This is a genomic window from Novosphingobium sp. CF614 (genome assembly GCF_900113255.1).
GTDB lineage: Bacteria > Pseudomonadota > Alphaproteobacteria > Sphingomonadales > Sphingomonadaceae > Novosphingobium.
In genome coordinates, this window is sequence record NZ_FOOR01000003.1 from 32,345 (window position 1) to 57,584 (window position 25,240).

The 25,240-nt window shown below is 65.6% G+C and carries 18 protein-coding genes; 4 read left to right on the plus strand and 14 right to left on the minus strand.

What is annotated here, in order from left to right:
* Positions 1-62: 62 nt before the first annotated feature.
* From BM052_RS05080 to BM052_RS05135, 12 genes are all read right to left on the minus strand, one after another.
* Positions 63-824 carry a hypothetical protein gene (locus BM052_RS05080; protein ID WP_091144040.1) on the minus strand — a complete coding sequence of 254 codons (762 nt, stop codon included), beginning with the start codon at positions 822-824 and terminating at the stop codon, positions 63-65.
* A 151-nt stretch (positions 825-975) separates the two neighbouring features.
* On the minus strand, positions 976-2,637 hold the full coding sequence (locus tag BM052_RS05085; RefSeq protein WP_091144042.1) for an N-acyl-D-amino-acid deacylase family protein: 1,662 nt from the start codon (positions 2,635-2,637) through the stop codon (positions 976-978).
* A 76-nt stretch (positions 2,638-2,713) separates the two neighbouring features.
* Positions 2,714-4,078 (minus strand): MmgE/PrpD family protein, encoded by a 1,365-nt coding sequence (locus tag BM052_RS05090; protein WP_091144044.1) that lies wholly within the window; start codon positions 4,076-4,078, stop codon positions 2,714-2,716.
* A gap of 31 nt (positions 4,079-4,109) precedes the next feature.
* Entirely contained in the window at positions 4,110-4,610 is a 501-nt protein-coding gene (locus BM052_RS05095; protein WP_091144046.1) for a LeuD/DmdB family oxidoreductase small subunit, read from the minus strand.
* Complete coding sequence (locus BM052_RS05100; protein WP_218151517.1) at positions 4,607-5,851, minus strand: 3-isopropylmalate dehydratase large subunit; 1,245 nt, start codon at positions 5,849-5,851, stop codon at positions 4,607-4,609. The genes BM052_RS05095 and BM052_RS05100 overlap by 4 nt, the downstream gene beginning before the upstream one ends.
* Before the next feature lie 27 nt (positions 5,852-5,878).
* Entirely contained in the window at positions 5,879-7,270 is a 1,392-nt protein-coding gene (locus BM052_RS05105; RefSeq protein ID WP_091144050.1) for an MmgE/PrpD family protein, read from the minus strand.
* A gap of 4 nt (positions 7,271-7,274) precedes the next feature.
* A complete protein-coding gene (locus BM052_RS05110) occupies positions 7,275-8,129 on the minus strand; it encodes an SDR family NAD(P)-dependent oxidoreductase (protein ID WP_091144053.1) in 855 nt (284 codons plus the stop codon).
* 71 nt (positions 8,130-8,200) lie between these two features.
* Positions 8,201-9,070, minus strand: a complete 870-nt coding sequence (locus tag BM052_RS05115; protein WP_218151518.1) for a nuclear transport factor 2 family protein — start codon at positions 9,068-9,070, stop codon at positions 8,201-8,203.
* Between the two features lie 38 nt (positions 9,071-9,108).
* Positions 9,109-10,287 carry an amidohydrolase family protein gene (locus BM052_RS05120; RefSeq protein ID WP_091144057.1) on the minus strand — a complete coding sequence of 393 codons (1,179 nt, stop codon included), beginning with the start codon at positions 10,285-10,287 and terminating at the stop codon, positions 9,109-9,111.
* A 76-nt stretch (positions 10,288-10,363) separates the two neighbouring features.
* Complete coding sequence (locus BM052_RS05125) at positions 10,364-12,868, minus strand: CaiB/BaiF CoA transferase family protein (protein WP_091144058.1); 2,505 nt, start codon at positions 12,866-12,868, stop codon at positions 10,364-10,366.
* 61 nt (positions 12,869-12,929) lie between these two features.
* Positions 12,930-14,141: an amidohydrolase family protein gene (locus BM052_RS05130; protein WP_091144061.1), complete on the minus strand. Its 1,212-nt coding sequence runs from the start codon at positions 14,139-14,141 to the stop codon at positions 12,930-12,932.
* A gap of 115 nt (positions 14,142-14,256) precedes the next feature.
* Complete coding sequence (locus BM052_RS05135; RefSeq protein ID WP_091144445.1) at positions 14,257-14,931, minus strand: dienelactone hydrolase family protein; 675 nt, start codon at positions 14,929-14,931, stop codon at positions 14,257-14,259.
* A 650-nt stretch (positions 14,932-15,581) separates the two neighbouring features.
* On the opposite strand from BM052_RS05135, the gene BM052_RS05140 reads away from it, so the two are divergent.
* The 4 genes from BM052_RS05140 (at position 15,582) to galE (ending at position 20,594) form a co-directional block, all read left to right on the plus strand.
* Complete coding sequence (locus BM052_RS05140) at positions 15,582-17,006, plus strand: MFS transporter (protein WP_177198336.1); 1,425 nt, start codon at positions 15,582-15,584, stop codon at positions 17,004-17,006.
* A 54-nt stretch (positions 17,007-17,060) separates the two neighbouring features.
* Positions 17,061-17,999 carry an SDR family NAD(P)-dependent oxidoreductase gene (locus tag BM052_RS05145; RefSeq protein ID WP_091144065.1) on the plus strand — a complete coding sequence of 313 codons (939 nt, stop codon included), beginning with the start codon at positions 17,061-17,063 and terminating at the stop codon, positions 17,997-17,999.
* Positions 18,000-18,091: 92 nt separating this feature from the next.
* Positions 18,092-19,084 (plus strand): alpha/beta hydrolase, encoded by a 993-nt coding sequence (locus BM052_RS05150; RefSeq protein WP_091144066.1) that lies wholly within the window; start codon positions 18,092-18,094, stop codon positions 19,082-19,084.
* A gap of 493 nt (positions 19,085-19,577) precedes the next feature.
* The gene (gene galE / locus BM052_RS05155; protein WP_091144069.1) at positions 19,578-20,594 is read left to right on the plus strand and encodes a UDP-glucose 4-epimerase GalE; all 1,017 of its coding nucleotides are present in this window, start codon (positions 19,578-19,580) and stop codon (positions 20,592-20,594) included.
* A gap of 6 nt (positions 20,595-20,600) precedes the next feature.
* On the opposite strand, the gene BM052_RS05160 is transcribed toward galE, so the two are convergent.
* On the minus strand, positions 20,601-22,052 hold the full coding sequence (locus BM052_RS05160; RefSeq protein ID WP_177198337.1) for a phospholipid carrier-dependent glycosyltransferase: 1,452 nt from the start codon (positions 22,050-22,052) through the stop codon (positions 20,601-20,603).
* Positions 22,039-25,197 (minus strand): autotransporter outer membrane beta-barrel domain-containing protein, encoded by a 3,159-nt coding sequence (locus tag BM052_RS05165; protein WP_091144073.1) that lies wholly within the window; start codon positions 25,195-25,197, stop codon positions 22,039-22,041. The genes BM052_RS05160 and BM052_RS05165 overlap by 14 nt, the downstream gene beginning before the upstream one ends.
* Positions 25,198-25,240: the final 43 nt, after the last annotated feature.

Genomic DNA, 25,240 nt, shown 5'->3' on the forward strand with positions numbered 1-25,240 from the left:
GGCTGACTTTCCGCAAGCGGTTTGACCACGCCCTGGATTTCGGCGCCCCTTCGACGCGCCGTTCAGAGGGGATAGACGGACAGATCCCCGTCATAGGCGATCCCGCCGTCCCAGAATTCGGTGCCGCTGATCTTGCGGAAATAGTGCACCGTGCGGGCGAAGGACCCGGCCTTGGACCTGGGCTGGAAGACCACGCCCGAAGGGCTGTTGCCACGCGCGCGGTCGATGAAATCCTGGACGGTGAAAGCCAGGTTATCGGTCTGCTGCGCGCAGAACACCAGCTCGCAGCCCGGGCAATAGCGCCGCGGCTCGATCTGCAGGTCCGCAAGCCGGCCGCGCTTCATCGCGACCTTGCCGGGAACCCCGGTCACTTCCAGAGCGTGCACTTCGTCATACCACTTGTGATATTCCGCCTCGCGGCCGGCGGTGATGTTGCCCAGGATGATCGACACCCCGGAGAACGGCTTGCCGGGCTGGTGGTTCGGGCTGAACCGCCAGTCCGAATAGAGCCGATAGCTGTAGATCCGCTCGCTTTGCGTGGAATCGTCGGTAAGGCCCGCGTCGCGCGGCTCGGCGAGCAGCGGCCCCAGCGCGGGCAGATCGATTTCCGGCGCGGCGTAGTCGAATTCGTAGACGCTCAGGAACCGCCAGGGCTGCGGGATATCGGGCATGACCTGCTCGGGGGAGACCTCGTACCGGTCGGCACTGCGGAAACCGCGCAGCCGCTCCAGGTCGCCGCGATGCTTGCCGTCGAACCAGTCGGCATAGTCCGCCTCGCGCCCGGGGACGGTATTGTGCAGGTGGATGGTGGTATAAAGGCTCATGGCGTCACTCTCCCCGAGTTCGATGCGGTTGGCGGGCGGGTGGGCCTTGCCGCGAACGGCGCGCTTCAGGCACGGCCCTTGCCCTCTCCAACCCAAGCGCCGGTCGGCCCGGGCATGGGTTTCCCATGTCCCGGGCCGGAAACACCGGCGATCAGGCTCGCAGCAGGTGGCCCGGGGTCGCTCCGGTCCGCTCGCCTTCGGCGATGATCGGCGTGCCGTTGACGATGACATAGGGAACGGCGCGGGCGCGCTTGGCCAGGCGGATCGCCTTTCCGCCCGGGAACTGGAGCGTCTCGAGCAGCTCGGGCTGAACCGTGTCGGCATCGAAGATCACCACGTCGGCGGCCTTGCCCGGCTCCAGCACGCCGCGATCCTTGATGCCCATGAAGTCGGCGACTTCCGAGGTCAGCGCCGCGACGCCTTCCTCCAGGGTGAAGGTCGACTTCTCGCGCACCCAGTGCTTGAGGAAATAAGTCGGGAAGTCGGCGCCGGCGAACGTCTGGAGGTGGGCGCCGCCGTCCGAGACGCCGATCAGCGTCGACGGGCTCTTGAGAATGCGCTCGAAATCCGATTCGTCGGTCTTGGGACGGCCGCGAAGCAGGAAGATCGTGCCCATGCCGTCCTGCTGCGCGATATCGAACATCAGTTCGATCGGGTCCACGCCCCGCTCGGCGGCGATATCGGTCAGGTACTTGCCCAGCAGCGGCTTGAGCTCCGGCGTGCTGACCTTTTCGACGATGATGTTGATGACGTAAGGAACCTTGCGCCAGTACTGGCCAAGGCGCTCGCGCCATTCAGGCGTGGCGATGGCCGCCAGTTGCGCCTCGCGGCTGAGCCCGCAGAACTCGCGCCAGTCGGCATCGCCCGAATAGAGCGGCGAGATCTGGCCGGCGGTGAAACGCGATTCAGCGGGCTGGCAGCGAGCGACCACGCGCACGTCGCGGCCCTGGCGGATTTCCTCCTCCATGTATTCGATCGTCTGGAGCCAGTTCGGCGCGCCGGCACCGAAATCGTTCCACGAGATGGTCACGCCCGAAGCCTTGGCGAGATTGGTCATCATCGTCTTGTCTTCGTCGGAAATACCCTCGCGCTTGCTCTTCGGATTGAGCGCGAAGCTGCGCTTGCCCGAACGGCCGACCGCCTTGGCCAGGGCCTCGGTTTCCTCGTAGTTCGCGAAATAGGAAGGCACGTGCCCGCCCGATCCGTCGATGTGATGGGGCGAGAAGCTGGTGGTCACGCCCCAGGCGCCGGCGTCCATCGCCTCTTCGGCCAGGCGGACCATCTCGGCGATTTCCTCTTCGGTGGCCTCGCGCTTGAGCGAATCCTCGCCCATCACGTAGCGGCGCACCGCGGCGTGGCCGAACTGCGCGAGAAAGTTCACGCCGCAGGGGACTTGCTCGATCCGGTTCATGTACTCGGGGAAAGTCTCCCATTCGAGCGGAAGGTTTTCCTCGAGCACGTCGAGCGGCACTTCCTCGGTCGCGCTGAACAGGCCGAGCGCATAGTCCTTGTCGTCGGGGCGGACGGGCGCGAGCGTGAAGCCGCAGTTGCCCAGAACCATCGTGGTGATGCCGTGCCAGGTCGCCGGGTCGATCGTCGAATCCCAGAACATCTGGGCGTCATAGTGCGTATGGCAGTCGATGAAGCCGGGCGCCACGATCTGGCCGCCGGCATCGATCACCCGCGCGGCCTCGCCATCGACGTCACCCACGGCGGCAATGCGGCCGCCGCTGATCGCGACGTTCCCCTTGAAACGCTGCTTGCCGGTGCCATCGACGATGGTCCCGTTCTTGATGAGCAGGTCGTATGACATTGTCCTTCACTCCTTCATCGTTCTGGCCGCCGGTGTGCATCGCGCGCGCATCGGCGCCGCGGACACCGGCATGCATTCAACTGACCGGTTCGGCGACGCGCAGCGCGCGGCCCAACTCGCGAATATCTTCAACCTCTTCCAGCCTGTCGCACAGCGCGATCACCTGCTCGCGCTGTGCGAGCGGAACCAGCGCCTCGGCGCATTCGTGGAACTTGCCGGTAACCTCTTCGCGGTTCAGCGGGTCGGCCGGATTGCCATGCGTCTTCGTGACGGTTTCTTCAAGAACCTCGCCGCTCGCGAGAGTGACGGTGACCTTGCTCGCAAGCCCGGCATTGGTGGGATGGACCGCCACCTTCTTCATCAGCGCGCGCGCCTCTGGCCGCTGCACCGCCGCGTCGGTGTACTGATAGAGCCCCGCCTTGCCGTCGAGCGCGATCGTCGCCAGATCGTACTGCAAGCTGTACTTGGCTTCAAGGCCGGTCTCGGGCGCCTCATAAGGCATCATCGGCAGCAGGAATTCGGGAACCTCGACATCGATCCGCACGATCTCCCCGGCCTGGACCGGACGCTTGCGGACGATCTTCTGCAAGGCATCCTGGCTCCAGTGGCTGGCGCCGCAGCAGGCGTGGAGGCGGATCGTCGAGCCCAGCTTGGCCATGGTCCAGCCGCCGAGCCCATCGAGCATCTTCTGCGGATCGCCATTGTCGAGCCCCAGCAGCCGGCCGACGCCGATTTCCCCGTCCATGATCTCGTCATTGGCGGTAAAGCCCAGCGCGACCAGTTCCGCCGCCATGATGCCGTGCATCGCGGCGTTGCCCGCGACGAAGCCCTTGGTGTCGCTGCCCCGGTTCTTCAGCACGCCCGCCATGGTGGAGGCGGCATGGCCCATCGCCATGCGGGTCTGCATGACGTCGAACTTCATCATCCGCGCGGCCGCCGCCGCGACGCCGATGGCGGGAAGGAAGCCCTGGTTGAACCAGCCGCGATTGAGCAGGCTGTTGCCCTTGGGATCGGCGGTGACTTTCGACGTCTGGGCGATGATGTCATAGCCCACCATCCAGCCCAGGATCACGTCGGCGCCCGACGCGCCCAGCTTTTCGCCGAGCGCCAGCGTGGCCGCCGTCATCGGGTTGGCGTAGTGCCCGCTGCCGACCGCGATATCGTCGAATTCGAGCGCGTGGCCCGAAGCGGCGTTGGTCAGCGCCGCATAGGACGCGCTGGTCTGGAAATCGGCGCCAAGCACGGTGCAATGCCCGCGCGCGCCCTGTTCGCGCACCCAGCGGGCCATGATCTGGCCGGTCGAGACCGACATGCCGGCAAAGGCCACGCCGATCGAATCGATGAACCGTTCCCGGACCCGCGCGACCCCCAGTTCAGGAACCTGGTCGAACCGCGTGGAAACGACCCATTCCGCGAGAGTTTCCGTAACGGACTTCGTCATCGTCTGGCTTCCTTCTCCGGGTTCCGGGCCGTCAGGCCAGGAAGCCCTCCTTTGTCAGCTTCTCCACCACGCCGCCTTCTTCGACGATGCCCTGGATTTCCTGCGGCAACGCCTGGCCGGTAAGGGTCGTGCCCTTGGTCAGGTTGCGCACTTCCCCGGTGCCCCAGTCGACCTCGGCGATGTCGCCCTCGTCGAACGCGTCGAGGATGCCGCGGCACGGCAGCGAGGCAAGCCCGGCATTGACGCAGTTGCGCAGGCCCAGCCCGTTGAAGCTTTCGGCGACCACGGCGGCAACCCCCAGGTCGACGAACACGTCGCCGATCGGCCGCCCCGATCCGACGCCGAAGTTGGTGCCGGCGATCAGGATATCGCCCGGCTTGACTTCATCGACCCAGCCCGGCCGGTTGGCCACGAAGCAGTGCGCCGGCTGCTCCTCGCGCTTCATGTAGATGGCGAAATTGGGAATGACGAGATCGGTGTTGATGTCGCTTCCGAACTTCCAGACCTTGCCGGTGACTTTCTTGTTGCTCATGCCAGTTCCTCAACCTTCAGCACGGTGCGCGGGTCGGTGATGACGCCCGCGATCGCCGATGCCGCCACCGTCGCGGGCGAACCCATGTAAATCTCGGCCTCGGCGCTGCCCATGCGCCCCTTGAAGTTGCGAGTCGAGGCGGTGATGCAGACCTCGCCGTCGGCAAGCAGGCCCATGTGTCCGCCATAGCAGGCGCCGCAGGTCGAATTGGTGACGACCGCGCCGGCTTCGAGCAGGGTTTCGACATAGCCCGCGCGCACCGCCTGGCGCATCACTTCCTGGCTGCCCGGGGTGATGATGAAACGCGTGCCATCGGCCACTTTCTTGCCCTTCACCACCTGCGCGGCGATCGCGAAGTCGCTCAGCCGGCCATTGGCGCAGGAGCCGATGAAGGCCTGGTCGACGTGCTTGCCCACCACCTGGCTGATCGGCTTGGCGTTCCACGCCACCTTGTTGGGCAGCACCACCTGCGGTTCCAGCTCCGACAGGTTGATGGTGATGACCTGCTCGTATTCCGCATCCTCGTCCGGGAACGAAGGTTCGAACGCACGCTTGGCGCGGCCGTCGAGATAGTCCGCCAGCACCTTGTCATAGGGAAACAGCGAGAACTCGACCGACAGCTCGGCGGAGATGGTGGCCATGGTCAGGCGCCCGTCCATGCCGATCGCCTCCAGGCCCGACCCATACCATTCGAGGTTGCGCCCGGCGAAATCGCCGTACTGGCCCGCGATGTAGTGGATCACGTCGCGCGGATACACGCCTTCGGGCAGCGTGCCTTCGAGCACGATCTTGGTCGTCGGGCCGACGATGTACCAGGTCTTGCCCTTGCAGATGATGTACGTCATCTCCGAAGGGCCCATGCCCCGCGCGAGGCAGTTCAGCGCGCCCGACGAGCAGGTGTGCGAATCGCCGTTGACCAGGATGGTGCCGGGCAGCGCCAGCCCTTCCTCCGCGACCAGCACGTGCGAAATGCCGTGGCGGCCGACGGGGAAATAGTTCTTCACCCCGAACTTGGCGACGAATTCGCGCATGGCCTTGGCGCCGTTGGCGGCGGAAAGCGTCGGCGAGGGCACGACGTGGTCGTGCAGCAGCACCAGCATGTCGGGATCGTGGATCTTCTGGATGTTGGTCTTGCCGTAGTCGAACGACACCGCGGTATCGACATCGACGACGACCACGTCGCCCGGCTTCACCGCGTCCTTGCCGGAGCGGCGTGCCAGAATCTTTTCAATCGCGTTCATGCCCATCGGACAAACTCCTGAGTAAACCTATTTTCGGGCGAACAACGGCGCCAGTTCGGAAACATCCGCGATGTCCGTCAGCGCAATCGCCCGCGCATAGAGCTCTTCGCCCTGTTCCCTGCCCAGGACGCGCTCGGCCATTTCCATGAACTTGTGCTTGAACTCCGCTTCGCTCAAGGGATTTCCGGGATTCCCGCGCGGATAAAGCACTTCGTCGGTGAATTCGCGCCCGTCCTTGGTCCGCACGGTCACGCGGCCGGGCATGGAATTCTTGACGCGCTGGTAAAGTTCCAGATCCTGCGTCACCGTGACCTTGGGAATAAGGCCCTGGATATCGGGATCGGCCACCGTCTCGTCGGTGAATTCGTCCACGGTCACCTTGCCGCGCACCGCCGCCATGGCGAGCGCGAAAGGCAGGCTGGCCTGGGCCGAGACCACGGTGGAAACCTTGTGCTTGGCCAGGAACGGCTCGACCTTCTGCCAGGCCGCGGAAATCTCGGCGATCTCGCCGTGGTGCAGGTTGTTCGCCTTCATCACCTTGAGCAGCGCCTCGGTGGGCGCGTGCAGCGTGGTGTTCATCGGGTAGGCCTTGACCCACCGGTTGGTGATGACGAACGATTCGCCCAGCCCTTCGAACATGTCGTCGGCGCGGATCGTCTTGTCGCCGAACATGGCCGCGAATCCCTGGATGCCCTCGAGCCCCATCTTGGTCGCCTGGTAGCCGCTTTCGGCCAGCATCGCCGCCGTCACGCCGCGCTCGCCGGCCATGCCGCCGTTGAGGCAGCGCTGCCAGGCGCCTTCCTCGTGCCCCTGGAACGTCCCGCCGGTGAACGCGGCCGCGAAGCCGATCGCCGCTTGCGTGCGGTCCGCGTCGAGGCCCAGAAGATTGGCGCAGGCCGCGCCCGAACCGAGCGTGCCGTAGACCGCCGGGGTGTAGAAGCCGGTCATGCCCTTGGGGTGCATGCCCCGGAAGGTGCGCCACATCACCTCGTAGCCGATGACGATGGCAAGCGCGAGCTGCTTGCCCGACAGCTTGCGGAACTCGGCAAGGCAGAGCGGCCCGGTGACGGCGAAAGGATAGGGGCGGCTGCCCGCGCCGTAATCGGCATATTCGAAGCCCAGCGCCATGGTGCCGTTGGCCAGCGCCGCGCGCGAGACCAGTGTCTTCTTGCCGAGCGCGATGATCGTGGCTTCGGGCTGGCCGCCGCCGTTCACCGCGCAGAACTGCGCGATCTGCTGGCCGAGCGGCTTGGTCCCGCCGACGAACAGGCATTCACCGAGATAGTCGACCAGCGCCCGGCCGGCCTCCGCCGCGACTTCGGCGGGCAGATCCTCGTACCGCAGGCCCGCGACCCATTCGGCCAGCTCGCGCGTGACCAGCCGTCCGCCGCTTACCGTCTCCGTTTCCCCGCCGGCCATGGCCTCAGGCCTCCCCCTTCAGTTCTTCCTCGACCATCGCCCGGATCTCCGCGGCCATCGAGGACGCGGTGGTGCGCAGCACGCCCGCGTCGACCGGCAGCGTCACGCCCGTCACGAAACGCGATTCGTCGCTGGCGAAGTAGAGCACCGCATGCGCGATGTCCCAGGCATCGCCCGGGATGCCCAGCATGCCGGCCTTCTCGCGCATCTTCTGCATCTGCTCGTGACCCGGGAAGGCCTTGAGCACATTGGACGCGATCGGCGTGTTGATGTTGCCGGGAAGCACGCAGTTCACCCGGACGCCCTTGCGGCCATAGGTATAGGCCATGTCGAAGGTCATCGCCTCGACGCCAGCCTTGGCGGCGGTATAGGCTACCGTGCGGCCGGGCCGCTGCGCCGAAATCGACGAAAGGTTGATGACCGATCCCGATTGCTGCGCCAGCATCACCGGGATCGTGTACTTGCAGCACAGGAACACGGTGCGCAAGTTGATGTCGAACACCCGGTCCCAGTCACGCTCGTACATTTCGGTGACGGTGCCCGGCGAGGCCAGGCCGAGGTTGTTCACCAGGATGTCGATGGTGCCGAACGCGTCCATGGCCTTGAGCACCATGTCGGAGCAGTCGCGCCACTTGGTGCAGTCCGCCTTTACGACGATGGCCTCTCCGCCCTCGGCTTCGATCGCCTGCTTGGTGTCTTCGGCGCGTTCGGGGAAGAGATCGACCAGCACCAGCTTGGCGCCTTCGCGCGCAAGCGCGATCGAGATCGCCTTTCCCGTGCCAAACCCCGGCCCCGGCACCGATCCGGCGCCCGTGACAACGGCAACTTTTCCTTCGACCCGACCGGGGCGCTCTCGCATTCCAGACTCCTGTGGTCCGCCATTTCATCGGTCCGCCAGCGGGCTGGGCGGCCGACCAGGCGGTTTTGTTTTTAGGCCAGATCGGTTCCGTGGCCGGTCTGGACGATCACGCGATTGTCTTTCGCCGGAACGAAGAAATCGGCGCTGTTGTACGCCAGTTCTCTCCCGTCCCGGTCGCGCATGGTCACCCGGGTTTCCGCGAACAGATACCAATCCTCCATCGCGCGATGGAGATAGTCGACCGAAAGGATTTCGTACTTACCGAAAAACCCCTTGAGGTAGGTGCGATAGTCATCCTTGCTCTGGATGCCGATCAGGGTGCCGGTATCGTTCACGTAGTCCCGGATGTTCGCCTGGACGCCGTCGTGCATCCCCGCCAGCATGCCTTCGATGTCCTGGCGGCGCATGGCCTCGAGATAGGCGTTGTGCAGCGCCAGGAGATGGCGGCGGCCGGCATCGCCTTCCAGCATCGGTTCCACCGGATCCGGCCCGGCGCCAAGCCTCGTGCGCGGGACCCTGGCCCAGACCAGTTCGCCGGTGATCCCCTTGCCGGTCGAAACCGGGAAGATGGCGATCGTGAAGCTTTCGGTGATCTGGTCCTGGCCCCGCACCCGGCCGCGGTTGATGGCGGCGGTGAAGTTGTACCACCCCCCCCGGATATCGACCAGGGGCTCGGCCGAGATCAGGTCGCTGCGGCCGCGCACGAACTTGTAGCATTCGCGGATTTCCTCCGCCGTGGTGATGAGGGGGGAACTGACGCTCCCGTCCTCGGCCACGCGCGGCACGATCGTGTAGGCATAGGGGCCCTCGGGCACCAGTGTCTCCATCAGCCCGTCGATGTTCCCGACGAACTCCGCCTCCATGTGCGTCCATGACTCCACGCCGGAGTGAATGGACGCCTTGGCGTAGTCGCGCAGGAGCCCAGGGTCGATATCGATCACGCGCATCGTCTTGCCTTCCGGTCCGGAAACGTGCCGGTTCAGTAATGAACCAGCGGAACGAATTCCTTGAGCGCCGCGTCCTCGAAGCCGGCCTCGTAACCGGGCAGGCCATAGAGCCGCGCCACGTTGGCGGCGAGGAAGCCGTCGCGCGCACCGGCCGGAGCCTCGGCCGTCACGCGGGTCGCCTGCTGGCGGTTATCCGGCCAGTTGGAATCGTCATAGGGGAAATGGCTGGCCCACATGAGATGCGCCGGGCCGATGTTGTGACGGTTCTTGACCGCGGTCTGGTCGTGGTGGAACGTGAACCACACCCGGCTGCGAATGTATTCGCTCGGCAGCGCGTTCTCGTCCTTGAGGGTGTAGGCGTTGAGGTGCCGGTGGCGCAGGTAATACATGTCGTTGAATTCGAGCCAGTGCATCGCCCAGCCGGCATCGCCATGGGCCAGCACGACCCGCACGTTCGGAAAACGGTCGAACAGGCCGGAAGCCACCATCGGCAGGACCGCTTCGGCCATCTGCGGACGCATGCCCGGCGTCGGCCCGCTTTCGGGCATGGTGTTCGCCGTCGGGCCGACCGCGATGTGCAGGCTGACGGGCAGGCCGGTCTCGTTCACCGCTTCCCAGAACGGATCGTCCGCCGGATTGCCGCCGACCTTGGCGCCGCTGGGGAAGCAATCGAGCACGAACCCGCGCAGCTTCAGCTCATTGGCGCAGCGCAGGACTTCCGCGCAGGCATCTTCCACCGAAGTGGTCGGCACTTTGCCGATGCCGATCAGGCGATCGGGCGCATAAGCGCAGAACTCTGCGATCCAGTCGTTGTAGGCCTTGACGCAGGCGAGCTGCAGTTCGGCATCGTCGAGCAGCTTGATCGCGTCCCAGAGCGACGGGGTCGGATAGAGCACTTCGGCGTCGACGCTGTCGGCTTCCTGCGCCTTGATGCGCTCGGCGGGATCGATCAGCGCCGGCAGCACGTCCTCATAGGCGACCGCATCGACGCCCGCCATGTTGCTGAGGCGATAGCCCGAACCGGTGCGCGCGGTCGGCGGCAGCGGCACCGGATCGAGATCGCCGATGAACCAGGCGCTGCCGCCCTCGAACGGCTTCAGCTTGGGCGCGCGCTCAAGCAGGTGCGCCGGAAGCCGCTTTTCAAACATGTCCGCAGGTTCGAGGACATGCGAGTCCGCCGAAATGAGAGTGTACGTAATCTTGTCCGCCATGTGCGTTACCTTCCAACAGCCGGATCGAACCCGTTGCGGGGCCCGCTCCTGACAAAGTTCATTTCAATTCCAAGCTTCAAGCCGGAGCCAGCGCCTCCGCCCCCTCGGGCCAGGAAACCACGCCGTCAGTCCGCAGTTGCTCCATCGCCGGCTCGTCGTAACCAAGCTCGGCAAGGATGCTGCGGGTGAACTCCCCCTGCACCGAAGTGCTGGTGACCGCCCCGGGCGTTTCCGAAAACCGCAGCAAGGGCGCGTGGCGCCAGTAGCGGCCGATGCTCGGATGCTCGGTCAGGACGGTGAAGTCATTGGCGAGGGTCTGCTCGTCCTTGTACAGGAACGCGAAGTTGGACATCGCGTCGGCCTGGACGCAGCCCACCCCGGCGGCCAGCAGCAGCTCCTGCCAGTCATGCGCCGATCGCGCCTGGAAGACCTTGGCAAGTTCCCCGGCCAATGCATCATCGTTGGCGCGGCGCGCGGCGACCGTCGCGAAGCGCGCGTCGCCGGCAAGATCGTCACGGCCGGCGGCCGTGCAGAAGCGGCTGAACTCCGCGTCGGTTTCGGCCGAGAGGAAGACCCAGCGCGGGTTCTGGTTCTGATAGGGCGCGAACACCGAGCCGGCCGGGGCCGGCGCCGTCTCGTAAAGCCGGTACAGCGCGTTCATGCCGAACTGGTAGGCATCCGGCTGCGGGCGATCGGGCTTGCCGGCATAGCTGAGCGCATCTTCGTAGTTGTGGAAGATGTTCGAGATTATCATCGCCGATTCGACCGACTGGCCCTTGCCGGTGCGGTCACGCGCGAAGAGGCCGAGCAGCATGGCAGAGGCATGGCCGGTCGCGGCGACCGGATCGGCGCCGGTCTCGGACAGTGGGGCATTGCCCCGGCCCGCCTGCTGCGCCGTGGTTCCGGCATAGGCGGCGATGATCGGGTCGATCGCGGGCTGCCGCGAATAGGGCCCGATCGCGCCATAGGAGGCGCCGTAGTGATAGACGATGTCCGGGTTGATCTGGCGCAGCGAGGCTTCGTCGATGCCGAGCGATTCCGGCACGCTCTTGCGGAAGCAGTGGATGAAGACGTCCGCCTTCTCGATCAGGCCGCGCAGGATCTTCTTGCCTTCCGCCGACTTGAGATCGAGCGAGATGCTTTCCTTGCCCTGCATCGCGCGGACCATGTTGTTATGGCCCAGGTTGAGCACCGGATCGCCGCGGCCGGCATTGGCCAGCGAGCGATAGGGATCGCCGCGCAGCGGTTCGATCTTGATGATGCGGGCGCCCATTTCGGCCAGCAACGCGGTGGCGAACGGGGTGGCGTAATAATAGGCCGCCTCAACCACCGTCACGCCTTCCAGCGGCCGGGCGATCGCGGCGCTGCCCGCGGTTTCCCTGCGGGGGAACGGCTGCAGTTCCTGCCCCAGGATTTCCGCGTCGTGCTCGCCCGCCGCCGGGGCGGAACGGAGAACCGAAGCAGGCGCGTTGGAGATCTTCGCCAGCGGGCCGATCTGGAGAACCGCGCCCACTTGCGGGTCCTCCACCGTCACCACCAGATTGGCGCCCACCGACTGGCGATGGCGCAGCGCGTCCTGCGTGGTCTGCACCATGTCGCCGCAGACATTGCCATTGGCGAGGTAGGCATCGATCCATTCGGCGGCGGTCTTTTCCTTCATCCGCGCCTTGAGCAGTTCGGTCAGCTCGACGCGGTCGGCGTCCTTATCGAACTTGTGCGGCGCGCCCTTGAAACGTTCGTCGCCCCAGATCCAGGTCATCTCGATCGCCTCGATCCAGGCGGGGAAGAAATGCGGCTCGGTATGCGAATGGACCAGCCAGCGGCCGTCGGCGGTTTCCACGCGCATGCCGATCAGGTTGGTCTGGCGCGGATCGAGGTGATGGGGAAGCACGTGCTTTTCGCTCTGCACCTCGGTGCCGCCGCTGCCTTCCGCCGGCAGTTCCTCGCCCTCGCGCAGCAACCAGCGGACCTTGGGATTCTGGCGGCAGGAAAGCGCCGCCAGCATGCTGAGGTCCACGTGCTGGCCCTTGCCGGTCAGGTCGCGCAGGCGGATCGCCGCGAGCACGCCTTGCAGGGCCAGCATGCCGGAGAACATGGTGGCATCGCGCGTGGAGCGAAACACCGGACGGACACCGTCCTGGTGCCAGCCGGGCTGATCGCGGAAGATGCCGGCCTTGGCCATGACCAGGGCGTCATCCGCCTTGACCTCGGCGAAGGGCCCATTGCGGCCATACCCGGTGATCGAGCAGTGCACGATATCGCCGCGCAGCGCCCGAAGCGCCTCGTAAGTCACGCCCTTGCGGGCCGCCTCGGCGGGAGACATGGTCTCGATGACCACGTCGACCGCCGGGATCAGCCGGTGCAGCGCGGCACGCCCCTCGGCCGTCTCGAGATCGAGACTGATGCTTTTCTTGCCGCGATTGAGCAGCAGGAACGAAGGTTTCTCGCGCCGATGGCCCTCGCGAGCCGATTCGACCAGGATAACCTCCGCCCCGTAGTCGGCCAGGACCATGGCCGCGAGCGAACCGGCGTCGTGCGTGCTCAGATCGAGCACCCTCAGTCCCGCGCAAGCTCCAGTCATAATCCCAGCTCCCAATCGTTAGAGTATCGCATTCAATGCGGCACCGCTGCGGCGCCGCGGTTCAAGCCGCGAGGCTGAACGTCGCCGGTTCCTCGTAAGGCAGCTTGTAGATGTCGGCGCAGGTCTTCCACATGATCCGCTCGATCTCGCTGTTCGAAGCGCCCACGCGGTCGAGGATTTCGCGGCCGAGCTGGTAGTCCAGCGGGAAGTTGCTCGACGAGTGCGGGAAGTCCGGCCCCCACATGATCTTGTCGACGCCGATCTGATAGCGGTTCTCGGCCCCCATCTCGTCAACGATGTAGACGACCCACACGTTGCGGCGGAAGTACTCGCTCGGCAGCAGCGGCAGCTTCCATTCGCGGCGGTTGCGCAGCACCGATTCGTCGAACTTCTCGAGGTAGTAGGGCACCCAGCCGGTGTGCACTTCCGAACCGATGATCTTGAGGTCGGGGAAACGCTCGAACACGCCCGAGCTTATCAGCTTCGACAGGATCACCTGGAAAGTGCCGGCGGCGATGTCGATCCCGCGCTTGTCGGCGCGCTTCTTCTGGTCGGCGACGCCTTCGGCCGAAATCTTGGAGCCGAGATCGCCGCTGGGGAAGAAGAACTGGGTGTGGATGTTGATGGGGAAGTCCATCTCCACGCACATCGCCCAGAACTTGTCATCCTCGGGCGAAGGGTCGGTGAACGATCCGCTCGGGTAGGATTCCAGCTGCGCGGTGCGCAGGCCCATGTCGGCGCAGCGGCGCAGCTCTTCCATGCAATCCTTGAGGCCCGTGGTGGGCAGCGTGGCATTGCAGATGAAGCGCTTGGGATCGTGCTCCTGGAACTCCACCATCCAGTCGTTATAGACCTTGTAGCAAGCCAGGCTCAGTTCCTTGTCCGGGCACAGCTTGATGCCGTTCCACACCGTCTGGACGCCGTTGTAGATCACTTCGGCGTCGGTCTCGTCCTCGATGATCTCCTTGACGCGTTCGGCCGGGTCCCACGAACCCGGGAACAGATCCTCATAGCGCACGCCGCGATCGCGGATCTGCTTGAAGCTGTCGATCAGCGAGCCGCGATCGAACCGCTTGGCGCCGCGCGAATACATCGAGCTGAAGCCCATCGGCGAAGGACGGCTCTGCCCTTCCATGATCCAGGCGTGCCCCTTGGTCTTGGGCGTTTCGATGATGCGCGGACCACGATCCTTGAACTTGGCCGGCAGGTTCTTGATCCACAGCTCCGGCGGCTCATTGATGTGGCCATCGGCGGAAATCGACTTGTACTGCATGTTCGTTCTCCTCAATTCGCTGCCACATCCTGATCCGGCCCAAGGCTTGCAACACCGGGGCAGCCAGCGAAAATTTCTTGCGGACGATCCGTCCGATCAGTTCAGACCCTTACACTCAATCATGAGCGACGTGGCTATCCAGAAATTGCACCGTCTTGGCCCAGGCGTCCTTCGACGAGGCTTCGTGGTAGGCGCTGCGATCGTTGCAATGGAAACCGTGGTCGGCATCGGCATAGCGATTGACCTCCAGCGGTATCCCGGCGGCGGCAACCGCCTTGCGCAGGATCTCCACTTCGGTAAGCGGGATGCTCTGGTCGAGATCGCCGTAGTTGCCCATCCAGGGCGTCTTCAGTTCGGGGACCAGTTCGAGCAGGGTGGGAAGGCCGAAGCGGCCCTGCACGATGCCGCCGCCGTAGAAGGTCACCGCCGCGCCCAGTTCCCACTTCGCGCCGGCGAAGAAAGCGATGGTCCCGCCCATGCAGAAACCCATGATCGCCACCTGGCGGCCCGAATAGCCCTGCGACTCGAGGTAATCGAGGCACGCCTTGACGTCCGCCTCGATCCCTTCGCGATTGAGCTGCATGATGTGCGGAATCACTTCCTGCATCTTGTCATACGCGATGACCGGATCGCCGGTGCGATGGAAGACGTGCGGGGCGACCGCGAGATAGCCCGCGTCCGCCACGCGCTGGCAGACGTCCATGATGTGATCGGTGATGCCGAACGCTTCCTGGATGACGATCACCGCGCCCTTGATCGCGCCCTGAGGCTTCACCTGATAAAGCTTCATGGCTTCTCCGGCGTTATCCAGAGTCAGCGTTTCCGGCATGATTATCCTGCTTTCCCAAAACTGTCAGTCGACTGACTAAATAATCTCGCCATTACCGCATGTCAATGCCCGAAAGTCCAGCAATTTAGCCACTTTCCGGAATTGCACGGAACAAAGGCGGCAGCGCTCGAATCCCCGAAAAGAATCCCTTGACGCGCGGGATTCGCAGCCGTTTCCGCCCGCGCCAGCTTCCCGAAACAGGCGCCGGGCGGCGCGGATCGCGGCCCGCCGGCCCCAGCCCCGCCGCCCCGGTCGATGCCCTTCGATGCTCTTCGATGTCACGCCGACACGCCGGTTCTTCAACGGCGCGCCCAAAGGTCCGGATCGAATCTCCTGACCTGCGGGGAAACACCCCTGACTTGGGCTTTCCGCGCCCGCCGGGCACCTCCCGGGCAAGGGCGGGCGCGATCGCGATCCGGAAATGCGGCCCACCCGCGCGCACGATTCGCCGCCTGCATCGATGCAGGGAAAACACCGCGGCGCGAATCGCACCATTGACTAGACTTTTGCGCTCCTACACCTCTGGCGGCGGTCCGCCGGCCGGCCGGGTTGTCCATTGGGTTGCCCGTTCCAGAGACCGCGCGGCCCGTCATGAGAGGAACAATCATCCCGTGAAGGAACGCCAAGCCTATCCGATCGGCCTGCTGCTGGCGCTTTGCCTGGCCGAATCGACCGTCACGTTCGAAACCTCGATGATCTTCGCCGCCTTGCCGAAACTCATCCGCACGTTCGGCGACCCCTTCATGGCGGGCCAGCTCGTTGCCATCCATCCCCTGGTCGCGGCCTCCACCGCACCCGTGGTGGGGCGGCTGGGCGATCTCTGGGGCCGCAAACCGATGATCCTGATCCTGCTGGCCCTGGCGCTGATCGGATCGGTCATCAGCGCGGTATCCGAAAACTTCGTGATGGTCCTGATCGGACGGGCGATGCAGGGCCTTTCGGTGACGGTGCTGTCGCTCGGCATCGGCGTGCTGCGTGAAAACCTGGACATGCAGCGATTGCCCATGAGCATCGGCTTCCTGACCACCGCGCAGGGCGTGGGCGCGGCATCGGGCCTGATCTTCGGCGGCATGATCGTCGATCATTTCAACTGGCACTGGCTCTTCGTCGCCAGTTCGCTGCTGATCGCCCTTGCCGTGCTGCTGTCCTGGCTTTGGTTGCCCAATCGCAAGATCGTGCGCGGACCGATCAGGATCGACTGGATCGAGGCGCTGCTGCCCATGCCCGCGATCGCCTGCGTCATGATCGCCATCGGCATGACCAAGAACCACGGCCTGCTGTCCCCGCAAGTGCTGCTCACGGCGGGTGCGGGCGTGTTCTTTTTCGCGTTGTGGGGGCGCCGGGCGCTGCGGGCGCGCAATCCGTTCATCGACCTGCGGCTGTTCACCATCCGCAACTTCGCGGTCAGCAATGCCGCCACCGTGCTGCTGGCCGCCGGGACGATGCAGATCGTCTACATCCTGTCCGCCTATATCCAGTCGCCGCTGTGGACCGGTGTCGGCCTGGGGATGAGCGCAACCGCGGCAGGCCTTGCCAAGCTGCCTTCGCACATGGTCACCGTCACCGCCGGGCCGCTGGTCAGCTGGCAGGCCAATCGCTTCGGCCACCGCGCGGCGGTCATGACCTCGTGCCTGGTGGCGGTGACGGGCTGGCTCTATGCGATCCTGCTGCCCGGCCATCTGCTCGAGATCATCCTGTTGCTGACCGTCACGTCCTACGGCACGACGATGGTGGTGACGGCGGTTACGAACGCGATCGTCGATACCGTGCCGGAGGACCGCACCAGCGAGGCCATCGGCACGATGCTGGTGGTGCGTGGCTTCGGACTGGCCGTCGGCGCCCAGCTCATCGCGGTCTCGCTTTCGGCCTTCACCATCGCCGCGCCGGACGATGGATCGCTGTTCCCGACGGCGGAGAGCTATCGCCTGACCATGGGCTGGATCGCCGCGACGACTTTCGTCGCCATGGCCATCGGCATGCTGCTGCCGCGCGGCCGGCGCGTGGTGCACGGCGCCGTCGCCGTGCCCGTTGAATAATCGCCGGAGCGCGAAAGCTTCCACGACAAGCCGGAAAAAACGGGAGAGCGGACGATGATCGATTTCAAGGGACAAGTCGCGGTCGTGACCGGCGCCGGCCGGGGCCTTGGGCGGCTCTATGCGCTGGAAATGGCGCGGCGGGGAGCCGCCGTGGTGGTCAACGACCTGGGCGGCACCAGCCGGGGCCTGGGCATGGACGAAAGCGTGGCCGATCAGGTGGTGGCCGAGATCACCGCGGCAGGCGGGCGCGCCGTAGCCTCGCACGACAGCGTTTCCACGCCGGACGGCGGCGATGCCATCGTCCGCGCCGCGCTCGACAATTTCGGCCGGGTGGACGTCGTCGTCAACAACGCCGGCATCTTCGAGTTCGCGCCGTTCGAGGACATGACCGTCGAGGCGTGGAAGCGCATGCTCAACGTTCATCTCGACGGCGGTTTTCATGTCAGCCAGCCCGCCTTCCGGGCGATGAAAGCGCAGGGCTATGGCCGCTTCGTGTTCATATCGTCGTCCGCCGGGATGTTCGGCATGGCCGGCAATGCCCATTACGGAACCGCCAAGGCCGGACTTGTCGGTCTTGCCAACGTGCTCGCGCTGGAAGGGGCCCGGCACGGAATCCTGGCCAATGCCGTGCTGCCCACCGGCTATTCGCGCCTGGTCAGCGACCAGATCCAGGACCGCGAGATTTCCGCCGGTCAGCGGGCATTTTACCAGGCGATCGATCCCGACCTGGTCATGCCCCTGGTGGTCTACCTGGCCAGCCGCGACTGCACGCTGACCCATCACAATTTCGCCGCCTGCGCGGGACGCTATTCGCGCGTCTTCGTCGGCCTGGGCGAAGGCTGGCTGGCGCCGGAAGGCACCAAGCCGGACGTGGAAGACATCGCCGCGCACCTCGGCGCCGTAACGGATACCGGCACTTTCTCCATCCCGGGCGCGCTTTACGAGGAGATCGCCGAAACCTGCGCCATGAGGGGTTTCGATCTGGCCGGCTAGGCCAGGTGGCATCATCCGGCGAGGGCGACCGGGCCCGCGTGCGGCTCTCGGAACAAGGCCCTCGGAACAGGGGCATCAGGAGAACAAACGCCATGCACGTGACACTCGCGAGTATCGACCGGGAACTGCGCTGGCCCGCGCGGCTCTGCTGGCTCTTGATGCGTTCCGAACCCTGGTTCGTCCGCATGCTTGCCCGCGTATCGACGAAGCCCCCGCGCCGCAAACGCCCGATCGAAGGCATGCGGCACGAAGAGATCTCGATCCCGCGCACCGGCGGCGCACCGCCGATCCGGACCTGCGTTTACCGCCCCTTGTCCGATGGCGAACGCCTCCCCGCGCTTCTCTACCTTCATCCCGGCGGCTATGCACTGGCGACGCCGGAGGGATCGGAAAGCATCATTCGATCGTTCATCGAGACGCGCAAATGCGTCGTGGTCGCTCCGGACTATCGCAAGTCGCTCGCCGCGCCCTATCCCGCGGCGATCGACGACTGCTACGACACGCTGCTCTGGATCAGGGACAACGCCGAGACATTGGGAGTGCGCTCCGATCAACTGATGGTCGGCGGACATAGCGGCGGCGGCGGACTGACTGCCGCGGTGACATTGCGCGCGCGCGACCGCGGCGACGTGAAGATTGCGTTCCAGATGCCGATCTATCCGATGATCGACGACCGCATGGAAGGCGAATCCGCGCGAATGAACGACGGCCCGCTATGGAACTCGAAGATCAACGCGCTGGCCTGGGGCTATTATCTCAGGGGCTTGAAGGAACGGGGCCAGCCGATTCCCTATGACGCCGCCCCGGCTCGCGCCACCGACTACAGCGGCCTGCCGCCGACCATGACATATGTCGGAAACCTCGAGCCATTTCGCGACGAAACGATCGCCTATGTGGAACATCTGAAAGAAGCCGGCGTCTCCGTCGAATTCCAACTCTTCGACGGCTGCTTCCACGGCTTCGACCTGATCGCGCCCAAGGCCGCCGTCAGCAGGAGGGCACGCGCGTTCACGCTGCAATCCTTCGCGCATGCGGTGGACAATTACTTCGCCCCCCAGACGGAACCATCGCCGGGCAATCAATAGTTCGCCCGCTACCGCTGACGTATCGCGCCGTGCGCACTCCAAGCCTGACAGTTCGTAACCGCGACGCTTCGCCGGTGGTTGTGGCCCTTCTCGGATCGGCCGGCAGCTCCGGCAAGTACTTGTCGGCCAGGAACGGCAGCGCATAAAGCACGGGCACCATAGTGCGATCCGGCTCCGACAGGTCGATATCGTTCACGGGGTAGCTGGCAATGTTGTCCGGTATTTCGGTCAACGCGAATGGCGGGTTGCAGCCGACGCCAAGCACAAGAACCCGGGTCTTCCTGCCAGACATGGAAACACCGGATCATGCACGCCCGCTCCCAAACTTCGCACGAGCGATATCTAGGGGAATACGCGAGGATCAGGCAACAGCGAAGTACGAATATTCAAACGGAAATGCCATCCCTTTTATTTGACGCACCGCAGCACGCGGCATATTTCCCCCGACTGCGAGGCGGCCGCCAACGCAGTTCATTCAGCCTCAGGGGTGTCCATGTCAGACAAGCTTCCCGTCCTGGTTACCGGCGGTGCCGGCTACATCGGCAGCCATGCCGTGCTCGCGCTCAAAGACGCCGGCTGGCCGGTCGCCGTGATCGACAATCTGACCACCGGTTTTCGCTTCGCCATTCCCGAAGGCGTGCCGCTGTATGAAGGCGATATCGAGGACGGCGAACTGCTTGCGCGCATCTTCGCCGAGCAGGGGATGGGCAACGGCATCGGCGCGATCATGCATTTTGCCGGTTCCATCATCGTGCCCGAATCGGTGGAAAACCCGCTCAAGTACTATCACAACAACACCGCCAAGAGCCGCGCGCTGGTCGAAGCGGCGGTGAAGGCTGGCGTGCCCCATTTCATCTTCAGCTCGACCGCCGCGACTTACGGCGTCCCCGAAGTGTCCCCGGTTACCGAAGACAGCCCAAGATCGCCGATCAATCCCTACGGCATGTCCAAGCTGATGACCGAGATCATGCTGGCAGACGTATCCAGGGCGCATCCGTTCAATTACTGCGCGCTGCGCTATTTCAACGTCGCCGGCGCCGATCCGCAGGCACGCACGGGCCAATCGACCGCGGGCGCGACGCACCTGATAAAGGTCGCGGTCGAGGCGGCGCTGGGCAAGCGCGGCCACGTGGCGGTGTTCGGCACGGACTTCGATACGCCCGACGGCACCGGCGTGCGGGACTACATCCACGTCTCGGACCTCGCCAACGCCCACGTCCTCGCGCTGGCGGCGCTGATCGAGAACCCCGGGCAATCGCTGACGATGAACTGCGGCTATGGGCGCGGCTTCTCGGTGCTGGAAGTGCTCGACGCGGTCGACCGCGTGACCAACCAGACGATCGAAAGGCGCATGGAAGGCCGCCGCGCCGGGGATCCGGATTCGCTGATTTCGGACAATAGCCGGATCAAGGCGACCCTGCCCTGGGTGCCCCGCTATGCCGACCTGCCGACGATCGTCGAACACGCGCTGGCATGGGAGCGCAAGCTGACCGGGCTTCGCGGGGAATAGCCGGCATCAGGTCGCGCCGCCGCAATCGTCGAGCAGCGCCCGGCAATGTTCCGGCGAGACCGGCTGGTGCAGCGCCAGCGGCAAGGCGAGTATCGCGTAGAGCGTAAGGCCGACCAGCGCCGGCACCGCCAGCCGCTCGTTGCAACGCGCTTGCCGCCACGCCAAGGCCGCAAGCGCGTGGCCGAGCATCAACGGTATGAAGTAGTGATAGGCGTACATGACGCGCTGGCCGTCCAGCCAGGCGAGCGCGGCCATGTTGAGCAGCCAGCCGGCAAGCAGCAGCACTGCGACCGGTGCTTGCCCAAGGCTGCGCCCCCGGCTCGCGCAGGCCAGCGTGGCGGCCCACAGCACGCCCGCCAGCGAGATCAGCCAGGCGACGCGGTTGGGAACCAGCGCCACGGTCGATACGCGCGCGTCCGAGGCGTCCCAGCGGTAGGTGATCGCGCCGCCGCCCAGCAGCCATTGCCCGGGATGCGAGGCGTTATCGTCGCCGCGCGCCATGCCGGAGAGATCCGCGCGCATGAACCCGGCGTAGTCGACCGCGTAAGTGGCAAGCGCCGGGATCAGGCCCTGCCGGGTATAGTCGCGGGAAACGTGGGCCGCATCGATCCGGCCCGCTGCGGTGCCGGCGTCCGGCGGCAGCGGCGATGCGGCCAGCATCGCCGCCGTGACCCAGCCCGCCGCCAGCAGCGTCGCGACCAGGCCCGAAGCCGCCCGCGCCAGCGCCGGGATCCAGTCGCCCTGACGCAGGCAAGGCCAGAGCAGGACAAGGCCGAGCGGCGCCAACATCAGCGCATTGAGCCGGACCATCGCCGCCAGCATCACCGCCGCGCCGAACCCGGCCGTCCACGCCCGGCCGCGCATGCCGCCATCGCCGTGCGCGGGACTGTGCAAGGCGCGCACGGCGCAGAGCAGCGCGGCCAGCACGAAGACCAGTTGGAAGGCATCGAGCTGCCCGGCCCGGAACTGCGCGACAAGCGCGGGATCGCAGAGGAAAAGCGGTGTCAGCAGCAGGCCCGCGCCGGTGCTTCCGGCAAGATCCGCCATCAGCAGGAAGAACAAGCCGGCGGCCAGCGCGCCGAACACCGCAGGAGCAAGGCGAGGCCCACGCCAGTCGAAGCCCGGCGGCATGTCCTCACCGCGGATCGACTTGGCCGCGGCGATCCTCCCCCAGTCGACGTCGCGATTGAGGCCGCTGGCGGCATCGCCCGCCGCGATCAGCAGGATGCCCAGCGGCGGGTGCGAGGCGAACTGAAGACGGCCCTGGTGGACCCGGGCCTCGGCCGTCAGGTAATAGGCCTCGTCCCAGATCGGCGCCTTCACCGCATCGAGCCGCCAGCCGAGCACGAACCCGGCCAGCACCATGACCAGGAGGAACGCAGCCGCCCGCGCCCGGTTTCCCGGCAGGGCCGGGAGACCGGGGTTGAACGCCGGCAGAAGAGCCTCAGAAAGCGACACTGAGCGATGCGCGGGCCGAAACATCGGTGCTCGCGGCGCTTTGCTCGACCCGGGTGGTGAGCTTCCAAGTGAAGTCGTAGCCCCCTGCCAACACGCTCGCCTCGCCGATCCACGCGCCCTTCGGGCCGTCCGCGACGATCGTGAAGGCGTCGCCCGCGTCGTAGCTGTCGCCGCCGCTGAAATAGGCGGTGGTGTTCCCGAGGGTTCCGGTAAGGACCTCGCGGCGGCCGGCCTCGAGCTGGAAGGTCAGCGGGCGCCAGTCGGGCGAGATCGTGCCCAGCGAATAAGCCGCCGTCACCGTGGGCGTGACGGTCAGCGTCTTGCTGGTGCGGCCGGCCACCGTCAGCGCGATCGCATCGCTGTCCGCGTCCTCGGAATAGCCGTTCTCCTTGAGCCACATCTGCTCGAGCTCGACCTTGGGCCTGAGGCTGAAGCGGCGGGACGCCTGGTAGCGGTAAGAAGCGCCGGCAAGCCCCGAAATCAGCCAGCCGGTCCACTTGCCGTCGGCGCCATAGGTGAAGTCGGTATCGTCGATGGTGCCCGTGAAAGTGCGCGACGAATCGATCGAGACGCGCGCGCCGCCCAGCCGGGCCCACGCCATCAGCGGGCCCTTGGCGGTTCGCCAGAACAGGCCGACGTCGTGCTGGCCGACGTCGAGCTTGCCGGTGCCGCCGTTGTCGGTGACCTGGCTCTGCAGCCATGCATAGGAGAGGCCGAAATAGCCGAGCGGGGTGCGGCGCTCGAAACCGCCCGACAAGCCCCAGCCGCTCGTTTTGTAGGCGGCTGCATCGCCGGCATCATGGGTGGTGCGCCAATAGACCGGCTCGAGCCAGCCGTCGACGTCCGAGATGTCGAACAGCGAACTCTCATCGCTCAAATGCCGCGCCGCAAGGCGATCGCCGCGCGTCACCGCATCGAAGACGCCCCCGGCATGGTCGGGCAGCAATCCGGCGACCTGGGTCTGCAAGGTTTCCGAATCCTCGACCTGCAGCAGGCTCTCGGAGAGGTAATCGTCATTCTGGGCAGTCGCGTAGACCGCGTCCCAGGCGGCGGCGGTCGAAGCGGTCAGGCCCAGCTCGTCGGAGGTCTTGCGGGCGATCGTGAGATAGATGCTGCTGCTGTCGCTGGTGACGCTGCCGTCGTAGATGAAGGGCAGGTCGAGCGAGGAATCGAGCGTGCCTTCCACATCGAGGGTGTCGGCGGTCAGGACCGTGTAGGTGCCTTCGGCGCTGGCAAGGTCGCTCACCGTGGCAGTGATGCCGGCGCCATCCGCGAACGTGGCGCTGGTCACGTCGAAAGTCGAACTCTCGTCGCCTTCGATGTTGATGCCCAGCGTGCCGCCGGAACCGACATGGAGGTTGCCGAAGCTTACGGTGGAGGTGTCGCCCGCGATCAGGGTGCCGCCGTTGACGGTGACCGAAAGGTTCGCCGCGTTGCCGAAGTCCCCCGAATAGGTGGCCGAATCGCCGATCGTCAGGCTTCCCGCCTGGCCGGCGAAGTCCATCGTGCCCGAAAAGCTCGAAGTGCCGGCCATGGTGGCCGTGCCGGTGCCGGTGCCGAAGTAGACGTTACCGGTGTAGGCAGTGTCGCCGGAGAGATCGAGCCTGTCGTCGCCCGCGCCGAAAAGCGTGTTGCCGGCGATCGCCCCGGAAGAGGCGTCGATCGTATCGTCGCCCGAGCCCAGCAGGATATTGCCGGTTATCTTGGTGTAGACGGTGGGGTCCACGTCCACGTCGTTGTCTTCGAGGTACTCGGCGCTGGTCTCCGCGTCGGCGTCGTTGAGATACTGGCTGATGGTGACGCCGGTGGTGTTCGCGGAAAGATCGATGGCGACGCGCGTGTCGGTGCTCGATCCGCTGGCGGTGATGAAGCCGGTGTTCTCGATCGTGGTCAGAGTGCCGGACAGGTCCTGGACGGCGATGGTGGTGCCCTCGCCCGGCGAGCTGATGGTCGCCGTGATCGTGCCGCTGTTGTAGAGATGATCGACAGTGCTGCCCGCGTTGATGAGCAGCGCGGTGGCGGTCGAATCGTAAGTCGTCGCCCGCAGCGTTCCGGTAACGCCGATGCCGTCGGTCAGGGTAACGTTGCCGCCCTGCCCGCCGATGACCAGTCCATAGGCGTCGGTATTGCTGTAATAGGCATTGCCCGCCACCGACCCGTCGATGGCGATCGAGTAGGCGCCGGCGTTGCCGGTGACCGCGCCGATAGTGGTGTCGCTGGCGCCGCCCACCTGGATCGCCGGACCATTGCCATAGGCGACGACCGAACCGGTGCCCTCCTCGTCGTCATCGACTCCGTCGTTGTCTTCGTCATCATCGTCGTCATCGTTATCGGCGGGCGGGGCGGCGACATAGATGCCGCCATCGACATTGCCGGTAACCGATACCGCGGCGGTTCCGGTACGCAGTGCCGCGCGGGACAAGTAGACCGTGTCGCCATCGTCGTCGGTATAGGATGCGGCCTGGCTGACCGTGCCCTGGATGGTGACGGCGCCGGTGACATCGCCGTTGACGGCAAGGCCGCTCGCCCCTTCGCCGATGGCGTTCACCGTGCCCTCGACCGTCACGTCGCCATCGACGGCCTGTGTCGAGATGCCGGTGGAATAGTCGCCGATCACGGTGATCGTGCCGGTATTGATGAGCGAACCGGTGTAGTCGCCGTCGAGGACGATGCCGCCCGAGTTCAGGCCTTCCACCTTTATCACGCCTTCGTTGAGGATGGTGCCCGACGCGCTCCCGTTGACGTGGATGCCGTAGCGGCCGCTGGCCTCGGCGATGGCGCCGTCCGCGATCGAGTTCGAATCGTCGTCGTCGGGAACGTAGTCCTCCAGAACGTGGATCACCGCGTCCTCGCCCACGGTGATCGTCGAATCGGTTCCGGCCGCGACATCGATCGCGGTGGCGCCGTCGGCATCATCGAGGTCTATCGCACCTTCCACGTCGACGGCGGCGTCACTGTCCACGGTAATGGCCGAACCGCTCGCCAGCGTGATCGAGCCGTCCTCGGTGACCGTGACGTTGCCGGCGCTCGACGTGGCGAGGGCGGTGGTGGTGTCGCTGGAAACGCTGGTGTCGGCGAGCGCCGGCGCCGAAACGAGCGCAAGGACCAGCGCTCCCAGGCTCGAGGAAGCATGAAGCGATGACATGGGATGAACTCTTCCAAAAGGACGGGGAAGTATCGGACGCCGG